Raw genomic sequence first — 19,384 nt, 5'->3', positions numbered from 1 at the left:
TTACTTGACGGTAAAGAGTATCATTGTCGCGACCACGAAGCCCAGGATCACCATGGTTTCAGGGATGGCGACGAGGATAACGATCGTACCGGTGAGTTCTGGCTTTTCCGCGAGCGTGCCGGCTCCTGCCGATCCGATCCTCGACTGCGCCCAGGCAGTTGCGATGGCGGTGATACCGATTGCCAGAGCTGCGCACAAAGCGATGAGTACTTTCTCGATATTCATAGGTGGCCTCCTTCTCTCCTCTGTTTTTATTATCTCACCGAGGTTCCGTCACTTCAATCGTCTATTTCTTCAGGGGCGTGAACTTCCTGCCGCCGTGTTCGATAAACTTGCTGAAAAACTCCACGTAATGGAGTCTCAGGGAATGTATAGTAGGTGAGAATACACCGAGGATAATGTTCAGCACGTGGAGCAGACCTGCCACCACCACACCGATGGCGATATTGCCCGCCAATCCCCCGAGTTGGTTTGCAACGAAGGCCAGCAGTACAGAGGTGAGACCGATGGCCATAATCCTCACATAGGAGATAATGTTCCCGATATTCTTGAGGAACTCAAGGGGCGCCAGCACTCCTCCCGTGAAAAAGAGAAAGGGCGTCAGAAAGAGAATGACGAGAATGACGGGCTGCGTGAGGAATGGGGGGAAGAGTCCGAAGAATGACGCGAACACGGCGATCAGACAGAAGATGATGAGGATGCTCAGGAGTTTATAGGCGGCTTCCTTCTTCGTCTTCTTCCTGAAGGCCGTCAAGGCGCCCAGGAAAAGCCCCAGAATGATATGGACAATACCGACGGAGAGCGCAAAGTAGAGCATCGGGATTACCGCCGTACGCCGCTCTATGCAGATGGGCTCGAGTCCGAAGAGCCTGTGGGGCAGATCGCCGAAGAACTCGCCGAAGAGCACACCGAAGAAAAAGGAATAGAGAGACGAGATCAGCAGTATCTTGGCTCCGTCACGAACGGGGCCTTGCTTCCCGAACCTCAAGAGAAAAAAAGATGTGAGGAAGAGGATCAGACCATAACCGGCATCGCCGAGGATCATTCCGAAGAAGATGGGAAAGAATATCCCGATAAAGGGCGTTGGATCGTACGAGGTATACAAAGGCAACGGAAGGACGCCGGTGAGGAGTTCGAAGGGCCTAAAGTAGGGAGGATTCTTTAGGATGATCGGAATCTGCTCGAGGTCCTCCTCGTGAACCTCTTTTTCTTCAAGCGTCACCCTCCCTCCAAAAAGGCCGGCCAATTTCCTTCTGAGACCTTCCAGGTCGCGAGAGGGGATCCATCCATAAATGAAAAAACACATCCGCGTCTCGAAGGCAAAGGCAGCAGTGCTCATGAGTGCGAGACGGTCGTCTATCCACTCCCTTATGCCCTGGTAAATCGGCACCCACCGATGGCAGAACTTTTCGAGCTCAGCATCGATCTTCTCTATTTCCCGCGATACCTCGCCAATCTTGTTCATCACATAGGTGATTCTTTCGGGGAAGGTGAGGTTGCCAAAGGACGCGGGGAAGGTGAGCTCAGGGACATGCTCGTCGCTGAGTGCCTTTTTCACTCTTTCAGAAACATCCTTCTCAACGGTGATCAATCCGACGAGAGAACCGTCTTCTGCTGCCTCGGTGACGAGTTCAAACCTCCAGTCGGTTATCCGGGAGAGCCCCTCTCTCAGATGCTCTATCCTGCCAGGCTCCAGCATGACGAGCCCGATAAAATCAAGGTCAGGCGTCTCTGTTGTGCTTTCCAGGAGGGAGGCAAGGCTTCGCAAGTAAATCTTGAAGCGGCCGAGTTCTGCAAGTTCTTTCTGCAGGGCCTCCCGTCTGTCGTGCAATTCCTTGGATGCCGCAATATGCCGCTGGATCATTTTCGCTATGGTGTCAAGGACCGAGAGGGGTTCAAGATAGCTCTCTCTCACCGCGCTCTTTGGGAGATAAGAAAAGAGCTCATCGATCTTTAAGAGAAGGTCTTCGAGGAAAAAACGTTCGAAGGCCGTCTTTTCATCAGGCAAAAAAGACCTGATGTCCTTATGGTACTCTTCTTCTACAACACGGACGGTGGCAGGCTCGATCTGGAATATGCATAATTCCCTCAGCAGCGAGAGGACATCCTGGAGCAGACTCTTTGTGCCGACGATCTCAACCTTTGACATCCTGACTATCATGGAGTCCATCCGGCAGGATTCTTCTGATCCCTTTTTCTATAATCTTCTTCAAGAAGTCGTCCTCCAGGTTGTCAAGCCCTCGGGCATTGGCCTCGGCATCCCTGACAATCATCGCGGCCCTCTCGTCTGCCTCTTTTCGTGCCTGCTCCAGGGCAATGGCAAAAGCGCCTTTGATCTTTTCTTCCTCCCTGGCGAATTTTTCCTCGGTCTCCTTCCTGACCCCATCAAGCCACTCACGAGATTTCCCCTTCTCCCTATCAAGGGTTCGCTGAATCTCCTTTTCGACCGCAATGACTTCACCCAGGATGTCATCGTTTCCCATGTCTTCATTCTACCAAGAATGAGGGGATTTTCAACTCTAGGGTTTCTGGAGCTTGCCGCTGAGCGAAAGGAGGGCTCGAAGGTCACGATCAAATATAAGATGAAGGCCACGAGCATCGAGGTCAAGGGAGCTGCGAAGAAGGCAGAGAAAAAGAAATAAACCGTCAGATCGGAAGGCGGCCCGTAAATCACTGCGGGCCGCCTGTTTTTAGTCCCGCCCTTCAAAAGCGTGCGGATTTGCGGGAGAAGGTTCTATTTTCTGACTATCTCTCCCGTCGCTTGCCAGACTCGAACTTTCTGACGCACCGGCCGGAGACTCTCGACGAGGTCGCCCATTCTTATCCTGGTGAAATTCTTTACCTTTACTCCGACCTTTTCTCCGGGCCCTGCCCTCTGTACCGCCTGCTCCCCGATATGGATTGACTCGATCACCCCTGAATATACCGGTCCCATGGCAGAGATGATGCGGAACCGTTCACCAACGGCCAGAAAGCCGCTCGACACCTCACAACCCATGATGATTCCCTTCCGACTGCCCTTAAAGAGGGCTATGACCCTGGCTGATCCGATAATCTGTTCCTCTGACTCGTGAGGGACAATGCTCGCAGCAATCTCCTCTATGTCTGCAAGCAATGAATAAATCACGTCGTAGAGCCGGACTTCAACATGACGCTCTCTCAGCACTTTTTCCGTTCCCGGCACTACATGAACCTGAAAACCGACAATAAGTCTGCTCCCTGTTTCGGCATAGAGGACGTCGGACTTGCTGATCTCACCAACGCCGCTGTGAATGATGCTGATCTCGATCTGCGGGACGGTGATTCTTAAAATACCGTTCGTAACAGCTTCCACGCTCCCCGTTGAGTCGCATTTGAGGACGATTTCCAGCTTCGGCAGCGTCCTCTGTAGTGAACCGCCCCGCACCCCATCTTCATGGCGTCCGACTCTGTTCTTCGCTGATTGTTCAAAACGGGAAGCGTCCCTGCGCTTGTGCATCGCATACCTACTAAGAGGAACGGACACGATCGCACCTTCGACGTTGTATTCCTCTCCTATTATGTTATCACGTCCTGACCGAAGGCACAACGTTGAATGGCCGCCGGCATCAGCGATCAGAAGCCGCTGGTTCTCTAGGGCGTGACAATGCCGGATGAACGGCTTTAGCGGCGTGACAGCCTCGCCAGGACGGTGAGGCGAGGCAGGATGCCCTGGCGAGAATGATTGAATCCCCCCTTGATATGCACCTTGGAGGTAATTGCAAATTCTCCTCGTATGTTCTACGCTAGAGGCACTTATGAGAATCAGGATAGGTCATCTCTCCACGTTCTTTCATACTTCTCTTCTCCTGATGGCAGGAAGCGGTGTCGACGAGCGTCTCGGCGCAGAAGTGGAATGGAGGCTCTTCGGTACGGGACCTGCCGTCGTGAATTCCTTCGAAGAGGGCGAGCTTGATCTCGCATACATCGGGTTGCCCCCTGCCGTTATAGGCATAAGCAGAGGCGTCGGTATCATCTGCGTTGCAGGTGGACACATGGAAGGGACCGTGATTTCAGGGAAAAGGGAACTTTTGGCCTTTCCGGAAGATCACAACCTGGGGTCCATCCTGCGCCAGCTCACCGGCAAGAAAATCGGTGTGCCGGGAAAGGGCTCCATTCACGATGTAATCGTCTCCGACTGTCTTGCGAGGTTCGGCCTCGTGAAGAGGATCGAGATTGTTCATTTTCCCTGGGCCGATCAGGTTCTGGAGGCCATGGTGAAGGGAGAGGTGTGGGCAGCGGTTGGAACTCCTGCATTGGCAGTAGCCGTAAGAACGTATGCCGACGCCAAGATTCTCTATCCGCCGTCCAGGCTCTGGCCTCACAATCCCAGTTACGGTATTCTCGTAGACAAAACCTTCTTACACAGACACAAAGAGCTCGTGGAAAAGTTTCTTATCCTCCACGAAGAGGCAACGGCTCTTATCAGAAAGAACCCACGGAAGGCTGCGCAGAGGATCTCAGATCTCGTGGGATTCATCGATCCGGACTTTGTTCTCGAAACCCTGAGGGTATCTCCAAAATACTGCAGCCGCCTTACTCAGGAGTACATCTCTGCTACCATGGAATTTGCCGCAACGTTACGGAGACTCGGGTACACATCGAGAGACGTCTCTGCCTCTGAGATCTTCGACACGTCACTCATCACGAAAATACACCCCGAAAAAGACCACTATGGAGAGGGAATTGCCGATGACGGCCCCTAACACCTACGACGCCCTACCCCGATCTGAGAAAACCCTGAACGGATTGTTTTACCGTAAAGTGATCTATCGGAATATTCGGCACGTCTTCATTGCCCGGAAGGGCGAGGGCATGGATGAATCGCAGACGTCTGCAAGGCTTCTTCATGATATCAGTTATCTCTTTTCTGCTAAAGACTTTTCTTGTCTCTCCTATGCCGAAGCCCCTTGCCACGAGTTCCAAGTCAACACAGGAACGGGTTAACGTAGGCTGGTTCCCAGTGGAACCATAGGACCCGTTGTCAATTGCAAGGATGGTGAGATTTTGCGGAGCACAGTGAGCAGCCGTTGCAAGACTGCCGGGGTTCATCAGGATGCTGCCGTCGCCGTCAATGACCACTACCTGCTTCTTCGATGCAAGGGCGATACCAAGTCCTATGGGTGTTGCCATTCCCATGCTCCCGAGCATGTAAAAGTTGGACGGCTGATGTTTTATATGAAAGAGTTCCTTTGAAGGAAACCCGAGATTCGTTACCACGATATGGGATTCGAGATAAGGGGCTATGATTTTGAGAATCTCAAAGCGCCTGAACACTGGTTTTCCCTTGTTGGTATTCTCTGCGCATCTTCCCCAAACGATCTCAGGCTGCTCCCCTCCACGGTTACTCGATAAAGAACCACCGGCAGAGGCCCCTTCCCATATGCGGGGGCTGAGGAGGAATACATGCACTGCATTGTCTTCATAAACCTTTGCCAGGTTCTTTACTATCTTCCCGAAATCGTCCCTCCTGTTTATGATCGAATAGGGCATGCCCGCGGCCTTGAGAATCATGGGAAGTCTCGAACCCATAGGCACCTGGGCTTCGATCCTCTCCTTGTACACTCCCCTCCGGCTCACAAAGATCGCAAGGGGAAGCGTGTAGAACCCGGTGAGGGAAAGAAGGGCATTCATCATGTTTCCGATCCCCGAACTCTGGACAAAGATCGACGGTCTCTTCCCCGAAAGTGCGGCCCCCGCGCATATTCCGACACCCTCTTCTTCCCGCGTCAGGGAGACATGGAAGAAGAACCCGGCAACCATGCCGAGGAGTTCCTTGATCTTCTCACAAGGAAGGGAGCACGTGAAATCAACCCCCTCGCTCTTTAGTATGGTAATCAGCTCTTCCTCAGGGCATCCCATAACAACTCCTCTATCTCTCTGTCAGAAATCTCCTTTGATATGAGGCGAGGTTCGACGTCATATGTCTTCCTCTCCTTCCTCAACCTCTTCTCCCCTCCTCCTGTTATATTCAGAAGAATGGTCTCGTTTCTCCTGACCGCCCCTCGTGACACCGCATCCATGAGGGCACTCACTGCTACACCTGCTGCAGGTGAGACATCTATCCCTTCTGTCTTCTCAAAGAGATCGATCGCTTCATATATCGCCTCATTCCTTATCCCATACATCTTCCCCCCCGCTTCCTTGAGTGCATCGTACACGCCACCTCTCACGGAGTATGCCGGATAACGGGTCGAGAGCACTCTCGTGGTAATCTCGCCGATCAACTCCGGTCTCGTATCCTCAGGCGACAGGTCCCGGCTATCCCTTTCCCAGGCTTTCACCATCGGGACAAAGGGCACGTTCTGCGCAAGATGAAGTACCGGCAATCTGTGACCAAAGCGTCCATCTCGTATAAATCTCTCTGCCATCTCCCATACCCCTATGGCCCCTGTGCCACTCCCCACCGCCTGAAAATAATGATCGGGAAGCCTTCCCAACTTTGAACAGGCCTCGAGCAGCACGATTCCGAGGCCGTCTCTCTTTGCGATATTCTTCACCCCACCCTCGAAGGGTATCCCGAGGGTCTGAGAGATCCTTCGTGCGACATCAATGGAATCTGCATAATCCCCGTCGCTCAACGCAAGTGTCGGAATGACCTGGAGGGCTTCAAGATACCACATATCAACAAGACACATACACGGCACAACAATTATCACAGGGAACCCCGAGACTGCAGAGAGATGAGAAAAGGCCTTCGCCGTATTTCCTGCAGAGGCGACTACTAATCCGTTTACGCCGTTTTCCCTGGCATTCTGAAATACGACCGCAGCTTCCAGTTCCTTAAAGGTGCAGGTCTGAAGGAGTGCGCCTCTTTCCGGCCAAAAACCATGAAAAGCTATGACAAGATCATCGAGAGAGAGGACTTCCGCAAGACCCTCTGAGCGATACATCACAGGGCCCGACTGGTCAAAGTATGGGGTATGAACGGGAAGCCAATTGAACCTCCATATACCCTTTCCACAGTCCTCCCTGAATTGCCTTTCCCGGTACTCGGTTACAAGGAGCGCATCTTTGCAGTGCTCGCAGAAGGCGCAATAGACTTCGTTCAGCTTCTTACCGCAATTTCTACAGGTAATGGTATAATGACTCACGGCTTCACTCTTCATACACGCCTTTCGACGCGTTTCCTTCTTCTCGAAATACCTTCAGCATTTCTTAAGACTATCAGCATGTTCCATGAAACGTCAATCCTACGGGCCTCTTGAAATCTACCGGCGCTTCGCCGTACGTCCGCCTCCCAGGACAGTCCGCACTTCAGCGAGGAGGTCTCCCCATATGCCAAGCCAAAAGCGAGCAGCAGTAACAGGCCAGGAGACCCAGAGGAGGAAGAGATCCTCGTTTGAGAGATGGGTGCTAAAGGCCCGGGACCGCGGCGACGCCAGAAGACGGCTGAAAAACTCCTCTCTCAGCTTTCTCATGGCCGTCCCGATCAACACGCCGTCGGCAACAGCTGCATTCGAAATGTCAGCGAGCGCTCCCATAAGGGCGAGCAGCGCCTTGCGAAAGAGCGTCATTTCCTCCGAAAAAACCACGCGACAGGACGTTGCCAGCCGGTCCAATAATGCCACCATCCAGTCCAGTGCCGGAAACGTACCTGCACGGACCTGCCGAAGCCCTTCCTGGGCAGCGGCACGAAGAGTCGATTCATCAGGTACCATCTTCGCCAGATTCGAAAGGGCCAGACAGAGACCTCTCTCGTCCAGGGTGAGGGCAGCAAGGAGGACATCGATGATCTTGACCATCTCGGCCTTGGCCAGATGAACCACAAGGCTCCAGTCCAGAATAGCCAAACGACCGTCACGGGTCCGGAAGAGGTTTCCCGCATGGGGATCAGCGTGAAAGGTAACAACGGAAGCGCCACTCCAGAATGGTCTCGCGATAAGAGCTTCGCAGATAAGCTCGGCGAGCCTTCTGCGTTCAGTTTCAGGGGCGCCGCCTTGGGTGACTCTGCTGCCATAGACCCGCTCCATCGCCGTGATACGGGCCGTCGAGAAAGGGAAGAGACGTGGTATAAGGACTTGGGGGAAATTGGCATAGAGCGCCGCAGCCTTTACGAGATGTTCCTGCTCACCGTCGAGTCTGATCTCATTGAGAAGCTGTTTTGCCACTCCCTCCAGGGTCTCCCGGTAGCTGAGCTCGGGGAGACCATAGTGGAGACTTCTTTCTTCGAGAAAGGGACCCAGGGCCGACCAGATCGTAAGCTCTTCCTGAAGCCGTTCCTCGACGCCCGGCCTGAGAACCTTGAAAACGCCATGTTTTGAGACAGAGCCGCCCTCCCGCATGGTGAACGGCACAACAAGGCCCACACTCCCTTCAGCGAGCGCCTTAGGCGCCACAGAAATCCCTGCTCCGTCGCCTACTTCTCTGCGGATAATCGGCAGAACCTCGGAAACAGCTGTTGTCGGTGCAAGGGACTCTAAGCGTTGCAGGCTCTTACGAAACTGTGGATCCAGGCGTCGATCGCGAGCAACTACCTGCCCAAGTTTATGCAACGAAGGAAAGTGAAGCAGCAACGCCGTTGTCCGATCCGAAAGACTCGTATTGGCAGGCAACTCCTCCAGGTGAGCAAGAGCTGAGAACATTCTCCTTGGCGTTACACGCTCCAGAAAAAAGCGCAGACCATCCTCCAGGAGCGGGCGAAAAGCCGCATATTCCTCGGGCATGAGCTCAGCAATTCCCGGTGGTATTATGCTGAACAGACCGGAAAAGCCTGGCACTGCTCCCCCATCTTTATGCGCGATACGATAACTCCCTCACAGCTCTAAGATGAGAATATCAACAATTTCCTCAATGTCAATATTCCCGACGGGCTCCATACCAGGAGGCATCGCCTTCCTGAACATGATAGCCTCGTGCAAAGGGAAGTAACAGCGGTTGCGAAAACCTCTATTTACTGAAGAGCGTCAGATATTGACCGTATCCTTCCTTCGCAAGATCCCCTTTCGGGATGAACCTCAGGGCTGCCGAGTTCATGCAGTACCGGAGACCAGTCGGCCTCGGCCCGTCATTGAAGACATGACCGAGATGAGAATCTCCGTGTTTGCTTCGCACCTCAGTCCTCCTCATGAAGAAGCCCCAATCGGACCTCTCCACGATGTTTGCGGGCTCCAAGGGTTTTGTGAAGCTCGGCCACCCCGTACCCGAATCGTACTTGTCAAGAGAGCTGAAAAGGGGCTCGCCTGAGACGACATCAACATAAATCCCCTCGGCTTTGTTGTTCGCGTATTCGTTGTTAAATGCCGGCTCGGTGCCGTTCTCCTGAGTGACTTTATACTGCATTGGTGTCAGCCTCTTTTTTAATTCTTCCCTTGATGGCTTCACGAAAGTCCTCCATTTCTCCCCGGACCCCTGCATTCCTGAGAGTCCTGATGCCTGTGATATCTTTTCCCCACCCCAGACTTTTTTTAGGAACTGATCACGTCCCGATTGAAACCGGTAGAACTTGTATCGGATCGGATTCTTCTTGTAATAATCCTGATGATATTCCTCGGCCTTATAGAACTTTCCGGCCTGGAGGATCTCGGTAACAATAGGGCTTCCAAACCGGCCGGAACGTTGGAGTTCCTCCTTTGACTCCTCGGCAAGGGCTTTCTGCTCAGGCGTATGATAGAAGATCACAGAACGGTACTGAGATCCCCGGTCCACAAATTGTCCTCCGGAGTCAGTAGGATCGATCTGCCGCCAGAAGACATCAAGGAGTTTTGCGTAGGAGATCTTCGATGGATCGTAGGTTATCTGTATCGCCTCGACGTGTCCCGTCTTTCCGGCGGAAACCTCCTCGTAGGTCGGATTCTCCTGATGGCCGCCCGTGTAACCAGAGATCACTTCCGCCACCCCTTCGAGCTTTTCAAAGGGAGGCACCATGCACCAGAAACATCCACCTGCAAAGGTCGCCGTCTCATACTTAGCACCTTCAGAGACAGAAAATGCCAGCATCGCAATCACCCCTGTTAGTATGATTACTTTCATGAGCTTTACCATATTCACCTCTTAATTAGTAGTCTATGTCAGAAACGTGAAGATGATGTGAAGATTCTGCAATCTTCCGTGGCAAGAGCCGAGGCCCGTAATGTTCAACCGTCCCGTGCCGGGTGTCGCCGTCCGTTTCGCGGCAAGTAACCCATTGCGGCTGTCCCGCGCATGCAATTCAAAGAATCTGTTTCAAAAGTGTTCTTACTCCTCAAACCAATGCCTCGAGCAATTCCCTTGATTAAAGTTCTTTCGCAAAGGTCCGATAAGAGACGTACGGGGAAGTTCCCTTGGAAAACCACTAACGGAAGAGGATTTTTTTGATTATGGCAGACAGCCTTACAATCACCACGCAATCTTCATATACTGATAGGGGTGTACCGGTGAAAAAGGTAATTCTTGCAGAAGACCTCCAGGAAGTCATTGACCGTGAAAAGAGCTTTCTCAACAGGTTGGAGATCAGAACATTACAAGCCGCGACGAATAAGAAAGCCCTTGCCCTCCACAAAGCCGGGAAGGCCGACCTCATCATCGCAAAGCTCGACTCACCGGATATGACCGGAGAAACGCTCTGTTCCCTCATCCGTGAAGACGAGAGATTGCGAAATGTTTCGATTATCATCGTCTGCCCGGAGAGCGAATCAGACATCGAGCGTTGTATCCGGTGCAGGGCGAATGCCTTCGTCAACTTGCCCATAAGCAGCGCTACCCTGTTGGAGGAAGCCCGGCAACTCCTTCAAATCGCCCCGAGAACATCGGCGAGGATTCCCATCAGTGTGAAACTCCGGGGAGTTTCGCAGAAGACAGACTTCATCGGCTCTATAGAAAACATCAGTACTTCCGGTATGCTCTTTCAGGCCGCGGCCATGATCTTCGAAGGAGACGCCGTAAAGTGCTCCTTCTCCGTTGGGCGTTCCGCGTCAATCACCACGGATGTTGAGATCGTTCGGAATCTGCCGAAGAAGCGCAGACATGATCCCAACCGTTACGGCGTCAGATTCACGAACCTTGATGCTGCCTCCTTCTCAGCCATCGATGCCTATGTCAGCAGACAACGCCAAAAGGTATAACACCGGCTAGACGGTGAAGTTCGTAGATCTGAAGAATTATTATTAATGAATAGAAACAACGAAGTTCCGCCGGACTTCCTCAGCCGTCAGATTGATCGCTCACGCCTTGACTCTCAGCGTGAAGTCCTCATGCTCCCTCTCAAGGCCTTTGAAGGAGGCCATAACCTTCCCTCCTAGAGACCGTGTCAGCGCCTCCCCGGACTTGGCCCGCTCCCTGCCGGCCCCATAGGACTCTTCTTCCGGCGGTCCTTTCCCGACGGAAGATGCCCTCTTCGCTGCTCCCGACCAAATGCCCTCTTGTAGCCGGTGATGATCATCTCATCAGTTATGGAAGCGACCGGGATCTTCTGACCGATGAAGTCCTCGATGTCCGCAAGTGAATGGACATACTCTTCGCAGGCGAGGCTTACAGCCTTGCCGCCTGCGCCCGCACGCGCGGTTCGGCCGATACGATGAACATAGTCTTCGGCGTCCTGGGGCAGGTCATAGTTGATGACATGACTCACGCCGTCTATGTGCAACCCTCTGCTCGCAACATCCGTTGCCACGAGAATGGGCAATGTGCCCTCCTTAAACTGAGAGAGGACCTTCATCCTCTTCTTCTGGGGAAGATCGCCGGTAATCGCAGCCGTAGCAAGACCGTTCGCCTTCAGAAGGGTCTCAAGGCGCTCCGCTGTCGATCTGGTGTTGCTGAAGATGAGAAAGCGGCCATGGGGATTATGCCGCAAAATGCCGAGGAGCAGACCGAATTTCTCGGATTTTCCGACATGGTAGATCTCCTGTTCAATCTGCTCCACCGTTACCTGTTTGGGCGTAGCAGAGAAGCGCTCTGGCACGTTCATGTGCTCATAACAGAGTTCGAGCACCCTGTTCGAAAGGGTTGCAGAGAAGAGCATGGACTGCCGACGGCTGAAAGACGACATCCGTCTCAGGAGGAAACGGATATCACTAATAAAGCCCATGTCGAACATACGGTCAGCCTCATCGATGACGAGAAACTGGGTCTTTTTCAGGCTATAAACCCTCTGTTTGAGATAATCGATAAGTCTCCCTGGCGTACCGATGAGAACGTCTATCCCCTTGGCTATCTCCCGACGCTGTCTCTCGTAGTCGATACCGCCGAATACCGCTGAGATGTTAAACCCTGCGGGACCACCGAGTATTTTGGCTTCGGCCTCTATCTGCGCCGCCAGCTCACGTGTCGGCGCGATGATCAGAACGCGCGGCGAGGGCCCCTGGCCCGGCGAAGGGAGAATGAGCATACGGGAAAAAACGGCGATCAGGAAGGCCGCGGTCTTACCGGTGCCGGTCTGGGCCTGGGCAGCAATGTCCTTTCCCTTTAGGGCCTCAGGGAGAATCAGTGCCTGAATCGGCGTGCACTCGACAAAGCCTGCGGCCTTGATTCCCTCAAGAACCCGGTCAGGGATCTCCAGTTCTTCAAACCTCACCTCACTACTATACCCGAAGTCCAGCCCCTTGATAAAGCACAGCTCAGCGGCAACCATTCTCTCATGAAGCAGCTAGGGGTTCCGCTGTCTCATGGTGGAGTCCGCCATTCTTCACGTTCCTATCTCAGCTCCTTCTTGAGGCGAGCTATGGCCTGACCAAAAAAGGCCTCGTACCGTTCTTCATGCTCAGCAAGAAATTCTGCCAATCTTGCCTGTACTGCCTCATCAACGGAAACCGGCATCTGAAGAACGCTCCTTCCGTCAGCGCTGCGCACGGGACGAAGCCTTAGCTGGGGATTCTGCTCAACAGCCTGCCTGAGCTCCCTTATCGCCCTCTCTTTCATCTCGGTCTGCTCTCTCCGCGCCTTTTCGATTGACTTCAATACCGACTCAATTGCCGATGGATTCTTCCTTGCCTTTAGTGACTCTAGTGCCAGAATTCCCTCTTTCCTCTGCTGCAGTTCGTTGAGGGAGCTGTTTGATCTAATCGAATCAACCATATTGTGCTGAGCCTCTACGAGAAGAGAAGGTTTCATGCCTTTAAACTCTGTTCCTATCTCTTCTGTCGTAAGTTCGCCCTTGTAAAAGAGCCCCATAAGCGATCTCAGCTTCTCACGATCTTTGAACTCCTCCCGCTCTTCAGGGCTGAACCCTTCTATGCTCTGTATCTTTTCCATTGCCTTCTCGAAGGCGCTCTTCACTTCTCCCATGATTTCCGCTCCTTTTCAATGAATTGGACAATTTTTCAGCCTGCCGCCGGACGCTCTTTCCGCACCACCTATTGTAATCGAAGTGGCCGCTTTTTCTCCGCAAGGTCAGACCTCGGTCACCCGTATGTGTTTTCGGGCTGCTATCACGAGACAGAAACTTGTCCTCTTTTATCTCAAAGTCCTCTGGGAGACCTTTTGCGCAAGCCACGAGGCTGATAAGCGATTGACGCGCCTTTGCCCTTTTCGTACGACAGGCATTGACAGAACTATCCGGATCGTATTAATATATTAGGTTTGTGATATTTTCTGTGTGAGTTGCGCCGGGGGCAAGGAGGATCATTGCCAGAGCCGTCGTTTCAGGCGCTCGTAAATGAAGGACTTTACAATTTCCCATAATTTGAGAAAGGAAAGGAGGGAGAGATATGGCAGAGAAGAAGTCAAAGACCGACGTTGCTGCAAGGGCAGAATCAAAGGGCAGAGCGCAGTGCTGCAGCAACTGCGGAAAGAAGGTTGAAGTTGTGCTGGCCGTTTCTTCAAACGGGAAGAAGAGAATGAGACGTATCTGTTGTGAGAGCTAATTCCTTTCATCTCCTGCGGCGTAAGAAAGCTTTCCGCCGCAGGAGACCCTGTCCTTGTAACAGGCAGTATGACTCAAGAAGTGCCATGATCCTCGATATGTCCTTTGATTTTTGGGAAACCCCTTTCCGATGAGCCTTCTCGTCCGCTTGTGAAGTCTTCATAAAACACCGTAACGGACCGCAAGAAATCTTCCTTGTCGATTGGTAGAGAGGCTTCATTATACTCAGCAAGAATATGAAGTCCTCTTCGCAGAAGCTTTGCCGTACCGGCAGACTCCTTTCTTCTATGGTGATGGAAGGCGGCTGCGATCATGATCATCCCTTGGAGAAAATGCTTCTCTTGAGATTCTGTGGCATTTTTCCAGACCCCCTCCCATGCCTCGTGGGCCTCGAAATACTCACCTTCATTGAAATGTCGAATACCCTCAGCTATGAACATTTCTTGACCTTGACGACATCGTTCAAGGGTACCATCCCCACGCCCTCTGCTTCGCCTTCGCTGAGGGCCGAACTTCAATAACCTTTCCCCGTTTCTCCTTGATATTCTCACGCTACCATGGGAATCCCTCGCTGTCAATGAAGGAGGCGAAGGGGGGCGAGAAGGATCTTCATTGACACATTGATCAGCCTGTCCTTGATTTTTTCCCCATCCGTAGCGTATTCTAAACACAAAAGGTCTTGACCTCTGTTGCGGAACTTAACCAATGGGCCCGAGATTCAGGAGAATCTCGGGCTCCTCTGTTTCTTAGCGGTGAAAATATCGGTCAGGGGGAAGGAGGGAGACATTTCGTATCGCACATTGATTCTTGCCTTCGGCGCCCTCCCTCCGGAACAACAGCAAGAACCGGATTGTGGGATGTCTTTACCTGGGTTAAGCTAACGGCATGCATACTTTGAAGATGCCGTCAGTATCGAAAAACTACCGTCGCATCGAAAAGGCGATCCTTTACCTTGAGCGCAATTTCCGCCGTCAGCCAAGCCTGAGAGACATCGCGGCATCCGCAAACCTGAGCGAACATCACTTTCAGCGCCTCTTCAGACGTTGGGCGGGGATCACTCCCAAGAAGTTCCTTCAGCTTCTGACTCTAGAGAGCACAAAGAAATTGATGGTCAACGCAGGCAGCCTGCTCGATGTGACCTATGAGTCGGGCCTGTCGAGTCCCAGCAGGCTTCACGATCTGTTCGTGAATGTCGAGGCGATGACTCCTGATGAGTTCAGAAATCGCGGCGCCGGAATGAAGATCCTCTATGGCTTTCATCCCAGCCCCTTCGGAGAGTGTTATATTGCGGTTACTGGAAGGGGAATATGTAATCTCGCCTTTATCTCAGCCTGCGGCAGAAAAGGGGCCGTGAGCGACCTCAGAAAGCGCTGGGACCGAGCAGAAATAGTAGAAGACTCCTCAGCGACCAAACCATATGCGGATAAAATATTCGGATCGACAAAATCAAAAGCCACAATCACGCTATATTTAAAGGGGACAAATCTCCAGATCAAGGTCTGGCAGGCCCTCCTGAACATTCCCCGCGGCCGTCTCACTTCATACAAGGCCATTGCCAGCAAGATCGGAAAGTCCGAGGCTACCCGTGCTGTGGCTAATGCGATAGCGCACAACCCCGTGGCGTTCTTGATACCCTGTCATAGGGTCATCCGAAAAACTGGTGTAATAGGAGGGTATCACTGGGGCAGCGCGAGAAAGAAGGCGATACTCGCGTGGGAAGCAGGAAGGGAAGAGGCTGAGGCTTTCGTTGCAGACCTTGACCCGCGGGCTTGAGGTTCTATAGAGTCTCAAGAGTCAGGCCCTCTATTTATACGGGGCAGGGAGAAGGAGAAAGATGATCACCGGTTTTCTCCTCTTCTCCGCTAGAAACCCTCAAACTCTTGTACGCACTAATTTGATCACGACTTCCGATTTTTTCTTTCCCTTTTCATAAAGGGTCCACGTCTGAGTTATGTCGTCCTTGTCGTCAAAAGAGATCCTGAGCGAATGCATATGCGTCTCTTTCACCGAGGCAAGGTTGGGATTCTTCTTGGACAGGACAAACATCATCGTATTTTCACCGGGGTTCATAAGGTCCATATGGGGCTGGTTTCCCAGTGAGCAGTAATGGGTCATGCTTAACCTTCCCTTAAAGTCGTGATACAGGGTAATCATCTCGTGGGGCTGCCCAACAAAGAGCCGCTCAACGATGGCGTTTCCCGCAGACGTAAGTTCATAGGTGGCCTTTATGCTCTCCATTCCCTTCCCCATGTCGGTCTTCCCTTCCCAGACGCCCAGCAACTCCTTCATCTTGTTAAAATCACCGGAGTGAGTGATGGGCGTTTTCTGGTACTCCCCGGCGTTGCCCGCTAAGGGGCTGAGTATGAGACTTAAGAGAATTATGATCGTAAACACCGTGAGTTTCTTCATCATTACAACTCCTCTGCAAATTTTTTCGATTCCACATCTACTCAAGACCCGATCTTTCAAGCCATGTCTAACCACCACAGCAACCTCCTTCCCTGATGCACGATAGCAAAGGAAGCTTCAGTCACCCCAGACCGAGGCCTTCTTGGCCCATGTACTGTCCTGATATCTGTGTTTGAACTCCCCGTTCACAGCTGACAGGTCCTTGTGATCCCGAGTTTTCTTGTAACGACTGGCTCCTCGCCAGTAGACCGAATAGGCGGCTACTCCAGAGTCAGGGTATCGGCGGACGATTCCGTCAAATCTCTCTTCTGCTTCGGACCATTTCTTTGCAACAAAGGCGAGCCTTGCAAGACTCATTTCTATCCATGCCTGGAATTCAACCCTGGGCAGGTATCCTTCATTTCTCACTCTCTCCTTGCCCTGGGGATCCATGATGAGCACTGACGGAGTCCAGAGGACATCGAAACGGTGGAATCCGGTGCGGTTCTCTTTAATGTGTATCTCCACAGGTACAAAGGTCTTGTTGATAAATGTGGAAAGTTCTTCGTCAGAGTAAGATTCGGCCTCCAGCCGAACGCAACCGCCTCAGTCCGGTGCCGCGCTGAAATCTATGAGCAGCGGACGGTCGCCGTCCCTAGCCTCTTTCAGGGCAGCCTCTACATTCCTTCTCCATTGCATAGCCATGGCTCTCACCTCCCTGTTCAGGGTCCTTTCCATTCATTGTATCGCGAGGCACTGATGTTCGCAACTTGGCAGATTCAAACATCGTTGATGACAAGACGGGAGGTCCTGGATAGGAGGTCTTTTGTCTTATGCTTTGAGGAGCTTTAGAAGACGTGCCGTGGTGAAAACTTTAATCCCTGAATTTCTGAAATCCCTGTCATTGCTCCATACGAACACCCGGAGCCTCAGCGCAAGGGCAAGAAGTTCGATGTCATCGGAATCCCTTCCCACAAGCCTCTTTGCCGCCTTCTGAAGAAAGTCTTCATAGAAAGACCCCGGATAGACTTTCAGGGGCAGAAGCCTTAACTGCGATTCGAGAATTTCTTCGCTGAAGCCGTATTTCGCCGCGATCACGCCAAGATATTCTCTCACTTCTTCGATGTTGAAGTGTGTAGTAACGAACTCGATGTTGTCGTCAAGGAAGACGCGAAGCGCTGCCTTGCCTGCAACCGCAGAGAGGATGACATTAGCGTCTACGGCGAGCTTTCTTGAATGTCCCGAAGTCCGCAAGCAATTTTTCCTCGGTTATACCCTTCTCAGCAAGTGAACGGCTTATCGACTCACCGAGGCGTACGAGCACGTCTTTTCTGAGTTCAACGGGAAAGCTTTCCGGATGTTCAACAGGCAGATAGAGGCCCGTGACCCTTCCGTGTCTCGTCACAAGAATCGGTTCCTCCTCTTTAAGAAGGCTCGTAGCTTTATCCCTGAATTCTCTGACTGTGGCTACCTTCATGACTCCTCCTGAGAGGCAGTGTAGCACGTTACTCACAATTATGTCAACAATTGTGACCACATTTTTACGCGGTCGTTGTGCCCGTCCTATTTTCGCCATTTCTCGCAGTGGCAGGCTCGTATACAATCCGCTGGTAATCCACTTTCCGAAGACCTCGCAGTCAGGGTATCAGCTCCCTGAAGGTATGATATAAATACCGTTGATATTTACTTGTATGCGAAGGCATAGTGTGGTATTTTTATGACATAAACTCATTATTTGGATAACTATGGCAGAAGAAACCAGACACGATCGGTTCAAGAGACTTGCCGCAAAAAGAACAAACGATATCCTCGATAAAATAAGGATACTCGGCAATTGTTCTAACAAAAGCTCATATGAGTATACCGAGGATGAGGTCAATAGAATCTTTAGCGAGATTGATAGACAGTTGAAGATGATGAAGGCTGAGTTTCTTGGCGGGAAAAGGGAGAGGTTCAGGCTGTGAAGGATGCGGATATAGTCGTAAAGCATAGGAGCGTTTGACAGGAAAGCAGACGAGCAAAACATCAATCTTATAGTTATGGAAGCTGACAATAGGTACGATATAGATATATGCGATGCTCTTTTTGGAACAGAGTATGAAATGTTTAATAGCATGAAAGGGCATTTAGGGTGGAGCCGAAATAAGGATGGTCTGTTCAGCGAGACTGACTTTTCAAGAAAAGTTGCAGGGGTTGTTGCTATAAAAAGAAAGCTTGAAAGGGTTGAGGAAGTGTCATTTCTTTCATCCGATGAAATAGTGGGACGGCTTTCGCCACAAGAAAAGGAAATCTCTGAAGGTATGTCGCCGGAGGCAATCAAGAAAGCACTCGAATGGAAAAGGCCCGGCCCCATTGCTGACTATTCCCTGATTCTATATATGAACAGCAGTCTCAAGCACCTGGTTGAAGAAATAGAAAATCTCCTTGGTTTTGACAGGATTACCTATTACAACATGAGACCACCAATGGGAGCGGACAGCTTTGAAGTCAATCTATAGAGCGGATGGGGACGCAATCAGAGAAACAAATGAATGGTGGGAAAGAATAATCGAGCATAGAGACAGCGCTATGAGAAGATGGATTCATAGCAGATAAGTATTGAATGTAATGGTGACGAAGAACGACATTCTCAATAGATTCGATGCCCTTAAGTCCGTCGTCGACGGTTATCGGCCTTTTCCTGAGCATGTCGTCAAGCAATGCATTTTGAGTGATAGAATGGCTGAGGCTGACATTAGAATGGCGAGGATATTGAATTCATGTTCGAAGAACTCCTGTCATAAATAGGCAAGCGCATTTGGAGGTGATTTTCGGGCGATGAGCGGTCGGGACATGGGCCGCGTGGGGTAGAATAGAGGAACGAAGTTAAAATATAGATGGTCAAGGTGATTTAAATGAGTGCAATAGAAATCTTGAAAATGCATGACAGCACCATCAAAGAGAAATTTCATGTCCTGAGGATTGGCGTATTCGGGTCTTTCGCGAGGGGCGAAGAGAAGGACGACAGTGATATCGACGTTCTCATCGAATTTGAGGAGCGATACGAGACTTTCGATAATTTTATGGATCTCAAGTACTTCCTTGAAGATCTATTCGGCAGAAAAGTGGACCTTGTGACGATGGATGCGCTCAGGCCACAGCTAAAGGACGATATTTTACGAGAAGTCTTATATGCGTAGAAGACATACTCTCTACCTCGAG

22 protein-coding genes are annotated in these 19,384 nt (G+C 51.6%); 7 read left to right on the top strand and 15 right to left on the bottom strand.

Features of this window, described 5'->3' with window-relative positions; genetic code table 11:
• The 4 genes from VFG09_15495 to VFG09_15480 form a co-directional block, all read right to left on the bottom strand.
• Positions 1-225, bottom strand: coding sequence for a hypothetical protein (locus VFG09_15495; protein HET6516557.1), 225 nt, complete (start codon positions 223-225; stop codon positions 1-3).
• A gap of 61 nt (positions 226-286) precedes the next feature.
• Positions 287-2,161, bottom strand: a complete 1,875-nt coding sequence (locus VFG09_15490) for a V-type ATPase 116kDa subunit family protein (protein HET6516556.1) — start codon at positions 2,159-2,161, stop codon at positions 287-289.
• A complete protein-coding gene (locus VFG09_15485; protein HET6516555.1) occupies positions 2,136-2,483 on the bottom strand; it encodes a hypothetical protein in 348 nt (115 codons plus the stop codon). The genes VFG09_15490 and VFG09_15485 overlap by 26 nt, the downstream gene beginning before the upstream one ends.
• A gap of 251 nt (positions 2,484-2,734) precedes the next feature.
• The gene (locus tag VFG09_15480; GenBank protein HET6516554.1) at positions 2,735-3,478 is read right to left on the bottom strand and encodes a hypothetical protein; all 744 of its coding nucleotides are present in this window, start codon (positions 3,476-3,478) and stop codon (positions 2,735-2,737) included.
• A gap of 298 nt (positions 3,479-3,776) precedes the next feature.
• Between VFG09_15480 and VFG09_15475 the strand changes: the two genes are divergently transcribed.
• Positions 3,777-4,724, top strand: a complete 948-nt coding sequence (locus VFG09_15475; protein HET6516553.1) for an ABC transporter substrate-binding protein — start codon at positions 3,777-3,779, stop codon at positions 4,722-4,724.
• Positions 4,725-4,737: 13 nt separating this feature from the next.
• Here the strand turns inward: VFG09_15475 and comD are convergent, their stop codons facing one another.
• The 4 genes from comD to msrA all read right to left on the bottom strand — a co-directional run bounded on the left by comD (position 4,738) and on the right by msrA (position 10,002).
• On the bottom strand, positions 4,738-5,880 hold the full coding sequence (gene comD, locus VFG09_15470) for a sulfopyruvate decarboxylase subunit alpha (GenBank protein HET6516552.1): 1,143 nt from the start codon (positions 5,878-5,880) through the stop codon (positions 4,738-4,740).
• Positions 5,856-7,127, bottom strand: a complete 1,272-nt coding sequence (locus VFG09_15465; GenBank protein ID HET6516551.1) for a cysteate synthase — start codon at positions 7,125-7,127, stop codon at positions 5,856-5,858. The genes comD and VFG09_15465 overlap by 25 nt, the downstream gene beginning before the upstream one ends.
• 102 nt (positions 7,128-7,229) lie before the next feature.
• Positions 7,230-8,357, bottom strand: a complete 1,128-nt coding sequence (locus VFG09_15460) for an AarF/UbiB family protein (protein ID HET6516550.1) — start codon at positions 8,355-8,357, stop codon at positions 7,230-7,232.
• A gap of 550 nt (positions 8,358-8,907) precedes the next feature.
• The gene (msrA, locus tag VFG09_15455; GenBank protein ID HET6516549.1) at positions 8,908-10,002 is read right to left on the bottom strand and encodes a peptide-methionine (S)-S-oxide reductase MsrA; all 1,095 of its coding nucleotides are present in this window, start codon (positions 10,000-10,002) and stop codon (positions 8,908-8,910) included.
• A gap of 314 nt (positions 10,003-10,316) precedes the next feature.
• On the opposite strand from msrA, the gene VFG09_15450 reads away from it, so the two are divergent.
• Complete coding sequence (locus VFG09_15450; protein HET6516548.1) at positions 10,317-11,060, top strand: PilZ domain-containing protein; 744 nt, start codon at positions 10,317-10,319, stop codon at positions 11,058-11,060.
• Between the two features lie 185 nt (positions 11,061-11,245).
• On the opposite strand, the gene VFG09_15445 is transcribed toward VFG09_15450, so the two are convergent.
• Both VFG09_15445 and VFG09_15440 read right to left on the bottom strand, forming a co-directional pair.
• Positions 11,246-12,565 (bottom strand): DEAD/DEAH box helicase, encoded by a 1,320-nt coding sequence (locus VFG09_15445; protein HET6516547.1) that lies wholly within the window; start codon positions 12,563-12,565, stop codon positions 11,246-11,248.
• Between the two features lie 62 nt (positions 12,566-12,627).
• Entirely contained in the window at positions 12,628-13,218 is a 591-nt protein-coding gene (locus VFG09_15440; GenBank protein ID HET6516546.1) for a hypothetical protein, read from the bottom strand.
• Positions 13,219-13,640: 422 nt separating this feature from the next.
• Here VFG09_15440 and VFG09_15435 point away from each other — a divergent pair, with 422 nt between their 5' ends.
• Positions 13,641-13,796 carry a hypothetical protein gene (locus VFG09_15435; GenBank protein HET6516545.1) on the top strand — a complete coding sequence of 52 codons (156 nt, stop codon included), beginning with the start codon at positions 13,641-13,643 and terminating at the stop codon, positions 13,794-13,796.
• A gap of 899 nt (positions 13,797-14,695) precedes the next feature.
• Entirely contained in the window at positions 14,696-15,568 is an 873-nt protein-coding gene (locus VFG09_15430; GenBank protein HET6516544.1) for a bifunctional helix-turn-helix domain-containing protein/methylated-DNA--[protein]-cysteine S-methyltransferase, read from the top strand.
• A gap of 99 nt (positions 15,569-15,667) precedes the next feature.
• Here VFG09_15430 and VFG09_15425 read toward each other — a convergent pair whose 3' ends face one another.
• The 5 genes from VFG09_15425 to VFG09_15405 form a co-directional block, all read right to left on the bottom strand.
• Positions 15,668-16,207: a hypothetical protein gene (locus VFG09_15425; protein HET6516543.1), complete on the bottom strand. Its 540-nt coding sequence runs from the start codon at positions 16,205-16,207 to the stop codon at positions 15,668-15,670.
• A gap of 114 nt (positions 16,208-16,321) precedes the next feature.
• Positions 16,322-16,711, bottom strand: coding sequence for a hypothetical protein (locus VFG09_15420; GenBank protein ID HET6516542.1), 390 nt, complete (start codon positions 16,709-16,711; stop codon positions 16,322-16,324).
• 78 nt (positions 16,712-16,789) lie between these two features.
• Entirely contained in the window at positions 16,790-16,921 is a 132-nt protein-coding gene (locus tag VFG09_15415) for a hypothetical protein (GenBank protein ID HET6516541.1), read from the bottom strand.
• Between the two features lie 93 nt (positions 16,922-17,014).
• Positions 17,015-17,437: a PIN domain-containing protein gene (locus VFG09_15410; protein HET6516540.1), complete on the bottom strand. Its 423-nt coding sequence runs from the start codon at positions 17,435-17,437 to the stop codon at positions 17,015-17,017.
• Complete coding sequence (locus VFG09_15405) at positions 17,394-17,660, bottom strand: hypothetical protein (protein ID HET6516539.1); 267 nt, start codon at positions 17,658-17,660, stop codon at positions 17,394-17,396. The genes VFG09_15410 and VFG09_15405 overlap by 44 nt, the downstream gene beginning before the upstream one ends.
• Positions 17,661-17,928: 268 nt before the next feature.
• Here VFG09_15405 and VFG09_15400 point away from each other — a divergent pair, with 268 nt between their 5' ends.
• From VFG09_15400 to VFG09_15390, 3 genes are all read left to right on the top strand, one after another.
• Positions 17,929-18,147, top strand: coding sequence for a hypothetical protein (locus VFG09_15400; protein HET6516538.1), 219 nt, complete (start codon positions 17,929-17,931; stop codon positions 18,145-18,147).
• Between the two features lie 75 nt (positions 18,148-18,222).
• Positions 18,223-18,681 carry a hypothetical protein gene (locus VFG09_15395; GenBank protein ID HET6516537.1) on the top strand — a complete coding sequence of 153 codons (459 nt, stop codon included), beginning with the start codon at positions 18,223-18,225 and terminating at the stop codon, positions 18,679-18,681.
• A 396-nt stretch (positions 18,682-19,077) separates the two neighbouring features.
• Positions 19,078-19,362 carry a nucleotidyltransferase family protein gene (locus VFG09_15390; protein ID HET6516536.1) on the top strand — a complete coding sequence of 95 codons (285 nt, stop codon included), beginning with the start codon at positions 19,078-19,080 and terminating at the stop codon, positions 19,360-19,362.
• The last annotated feature ends 22 nt before the right edge of the window (positions 19,363-19,384 follow it).

The sequence above is a fragment of the Thermodesulfovibrionales bacterium genome (assembly GCA_035686305.1).
In the GTDB taxonomy this organism is placed as follows: domain Bacteria; phylum Nitrospirota; class Thermodesulfovibrionia; order Thermodesulfovibrionales; family UBA9159; genus DASRZP01.
The sequence above is the reverse complement of the archived record's forward strand: the minus strand, read 5'-3'. Positions and strand labels throughout refer to the sequence as shown.

Coding starts and splice junctions, on each gene's coding strand:
- VFG09_15495 (HET6516557.1), bottom strand. CDS start 225: ATGAATATCGAGAAAGTACTCATCGCTTTGTGCGCAGCTCTGGCAATC.
- VFG09_15490 (HET6516556.1), bottom strand. CDS start 2,161: ATGATAGTCAGGATGTCAAAGGTTGAGATCGTCGGCACAAAGAGTCTG.
- VFG09_15485 (HET6516555.1), bottom strand. CDS start 2,483: ATGGGAAACGATGACATCCTGGGTGAAGTCATTGCGGTCGAAAAGGAG.
- VFG09_15480 (HET6516554.1), bottom strand. CDS start 3,478: ATGCACAAGCGCAGGGACGCTTCCCGTTTTGAACAATCAGCGAAGAAC.
- VFG09_15475 (HET6516553.1), top strand. CDS start 3,777: ATGAGAATCAGGATAGGTCATCTCTCCACGTTCTTTCATACTTCTCTT.
- comD (HET6516552.1), bottom strand. CDS start 5,880: ATGGGATGCCCTGAGGAAGAGCTGATTACCATACTAAAGAGCGAGGGG.
- VFG09_15465 (HET6516551.1), bottom strand. CDS start 7,127: ATGAAGAGTGAAGCCGTGAGTCATTATACCATTACCTGTAGAAATTGC.
- msrA (HET6516549.1), bottom strand. CDS start 10,002: ATGGTAAAGCTCATGAAAGTAATCATACTAACAGGGGTGATTGCGATG.
- VFG09_15450 (HET6516548.1), top strand. CDS start 10,317: ATGGCAGACAGCCTTACAATCACCACGCAATCTTCATATACTGATAGG.
- VFG09_15445 (HET6516547.1), bottom strand. CDS start 12,565: ATGGTTGCCGCTGAGCTGTGCTTTATCAAGGGGCTGGACTTCGGGTAT.
- VFG09_15440 (HET6516546.1), bottom strand. CDS start 13,218: ATGGGAGAAGTGAAGAGCGCCTTCGAGAAGGCAATGGAAAAGATACAG.
- VFG09_15435 (HET6516545.1), top strand. CDS start 13,641: ATGGCAGAGAAGAAGTCAAAGACCGACGTTGCTGCAAGGGCAGAATCA.
- VFG09_15430 (HET6516544.1), top strand. CDS start 14,696: ATGCCGTCAGTATCGAAAAACTACCGTCGCATCGAAAAGGCGATCCTT.
- VFG09_15425 (HET6516543.1), bottom strand. CDS start 16,207: ATGATGAAGAAACTCACGGTGTTTACGATCATAATTCTCTTAAGTCTC.
- VFG09_15415 (HET6516541.1), bottom strand. CDS start 16,921: ATGGAAAGGACCCTGAACAGGGAGGTGAGAGCCATGGCTATGCAATGG.
- VFG09_15405 (HET6516539.1), bottom strand. CDS start 17,660: ATGAAGGTAGCCACAGTCAGAGAATTCAGGGATAAAGCTACGAGCCTT.
- VFG09_15400 (HET6516538.1), top strand. CDS start 17,929: ATGGCAGAAGAAACCAGACACGATCGGTTCAAGAGACTTGCCGCAAAA.
- VFG09_15395 (HET6516537.1), top strand. CDS start 18,223: ATGGAAGCTGACAATAGGTACGATATAGATATATGCGATGCTCTTTTT.
- VFG09_15390 (HET6516536.1), top strand. CDS start 19,078: ATGAGTGCAATAGAAATCTTGAAAATGCATGACAGCACCATCAAAGAG.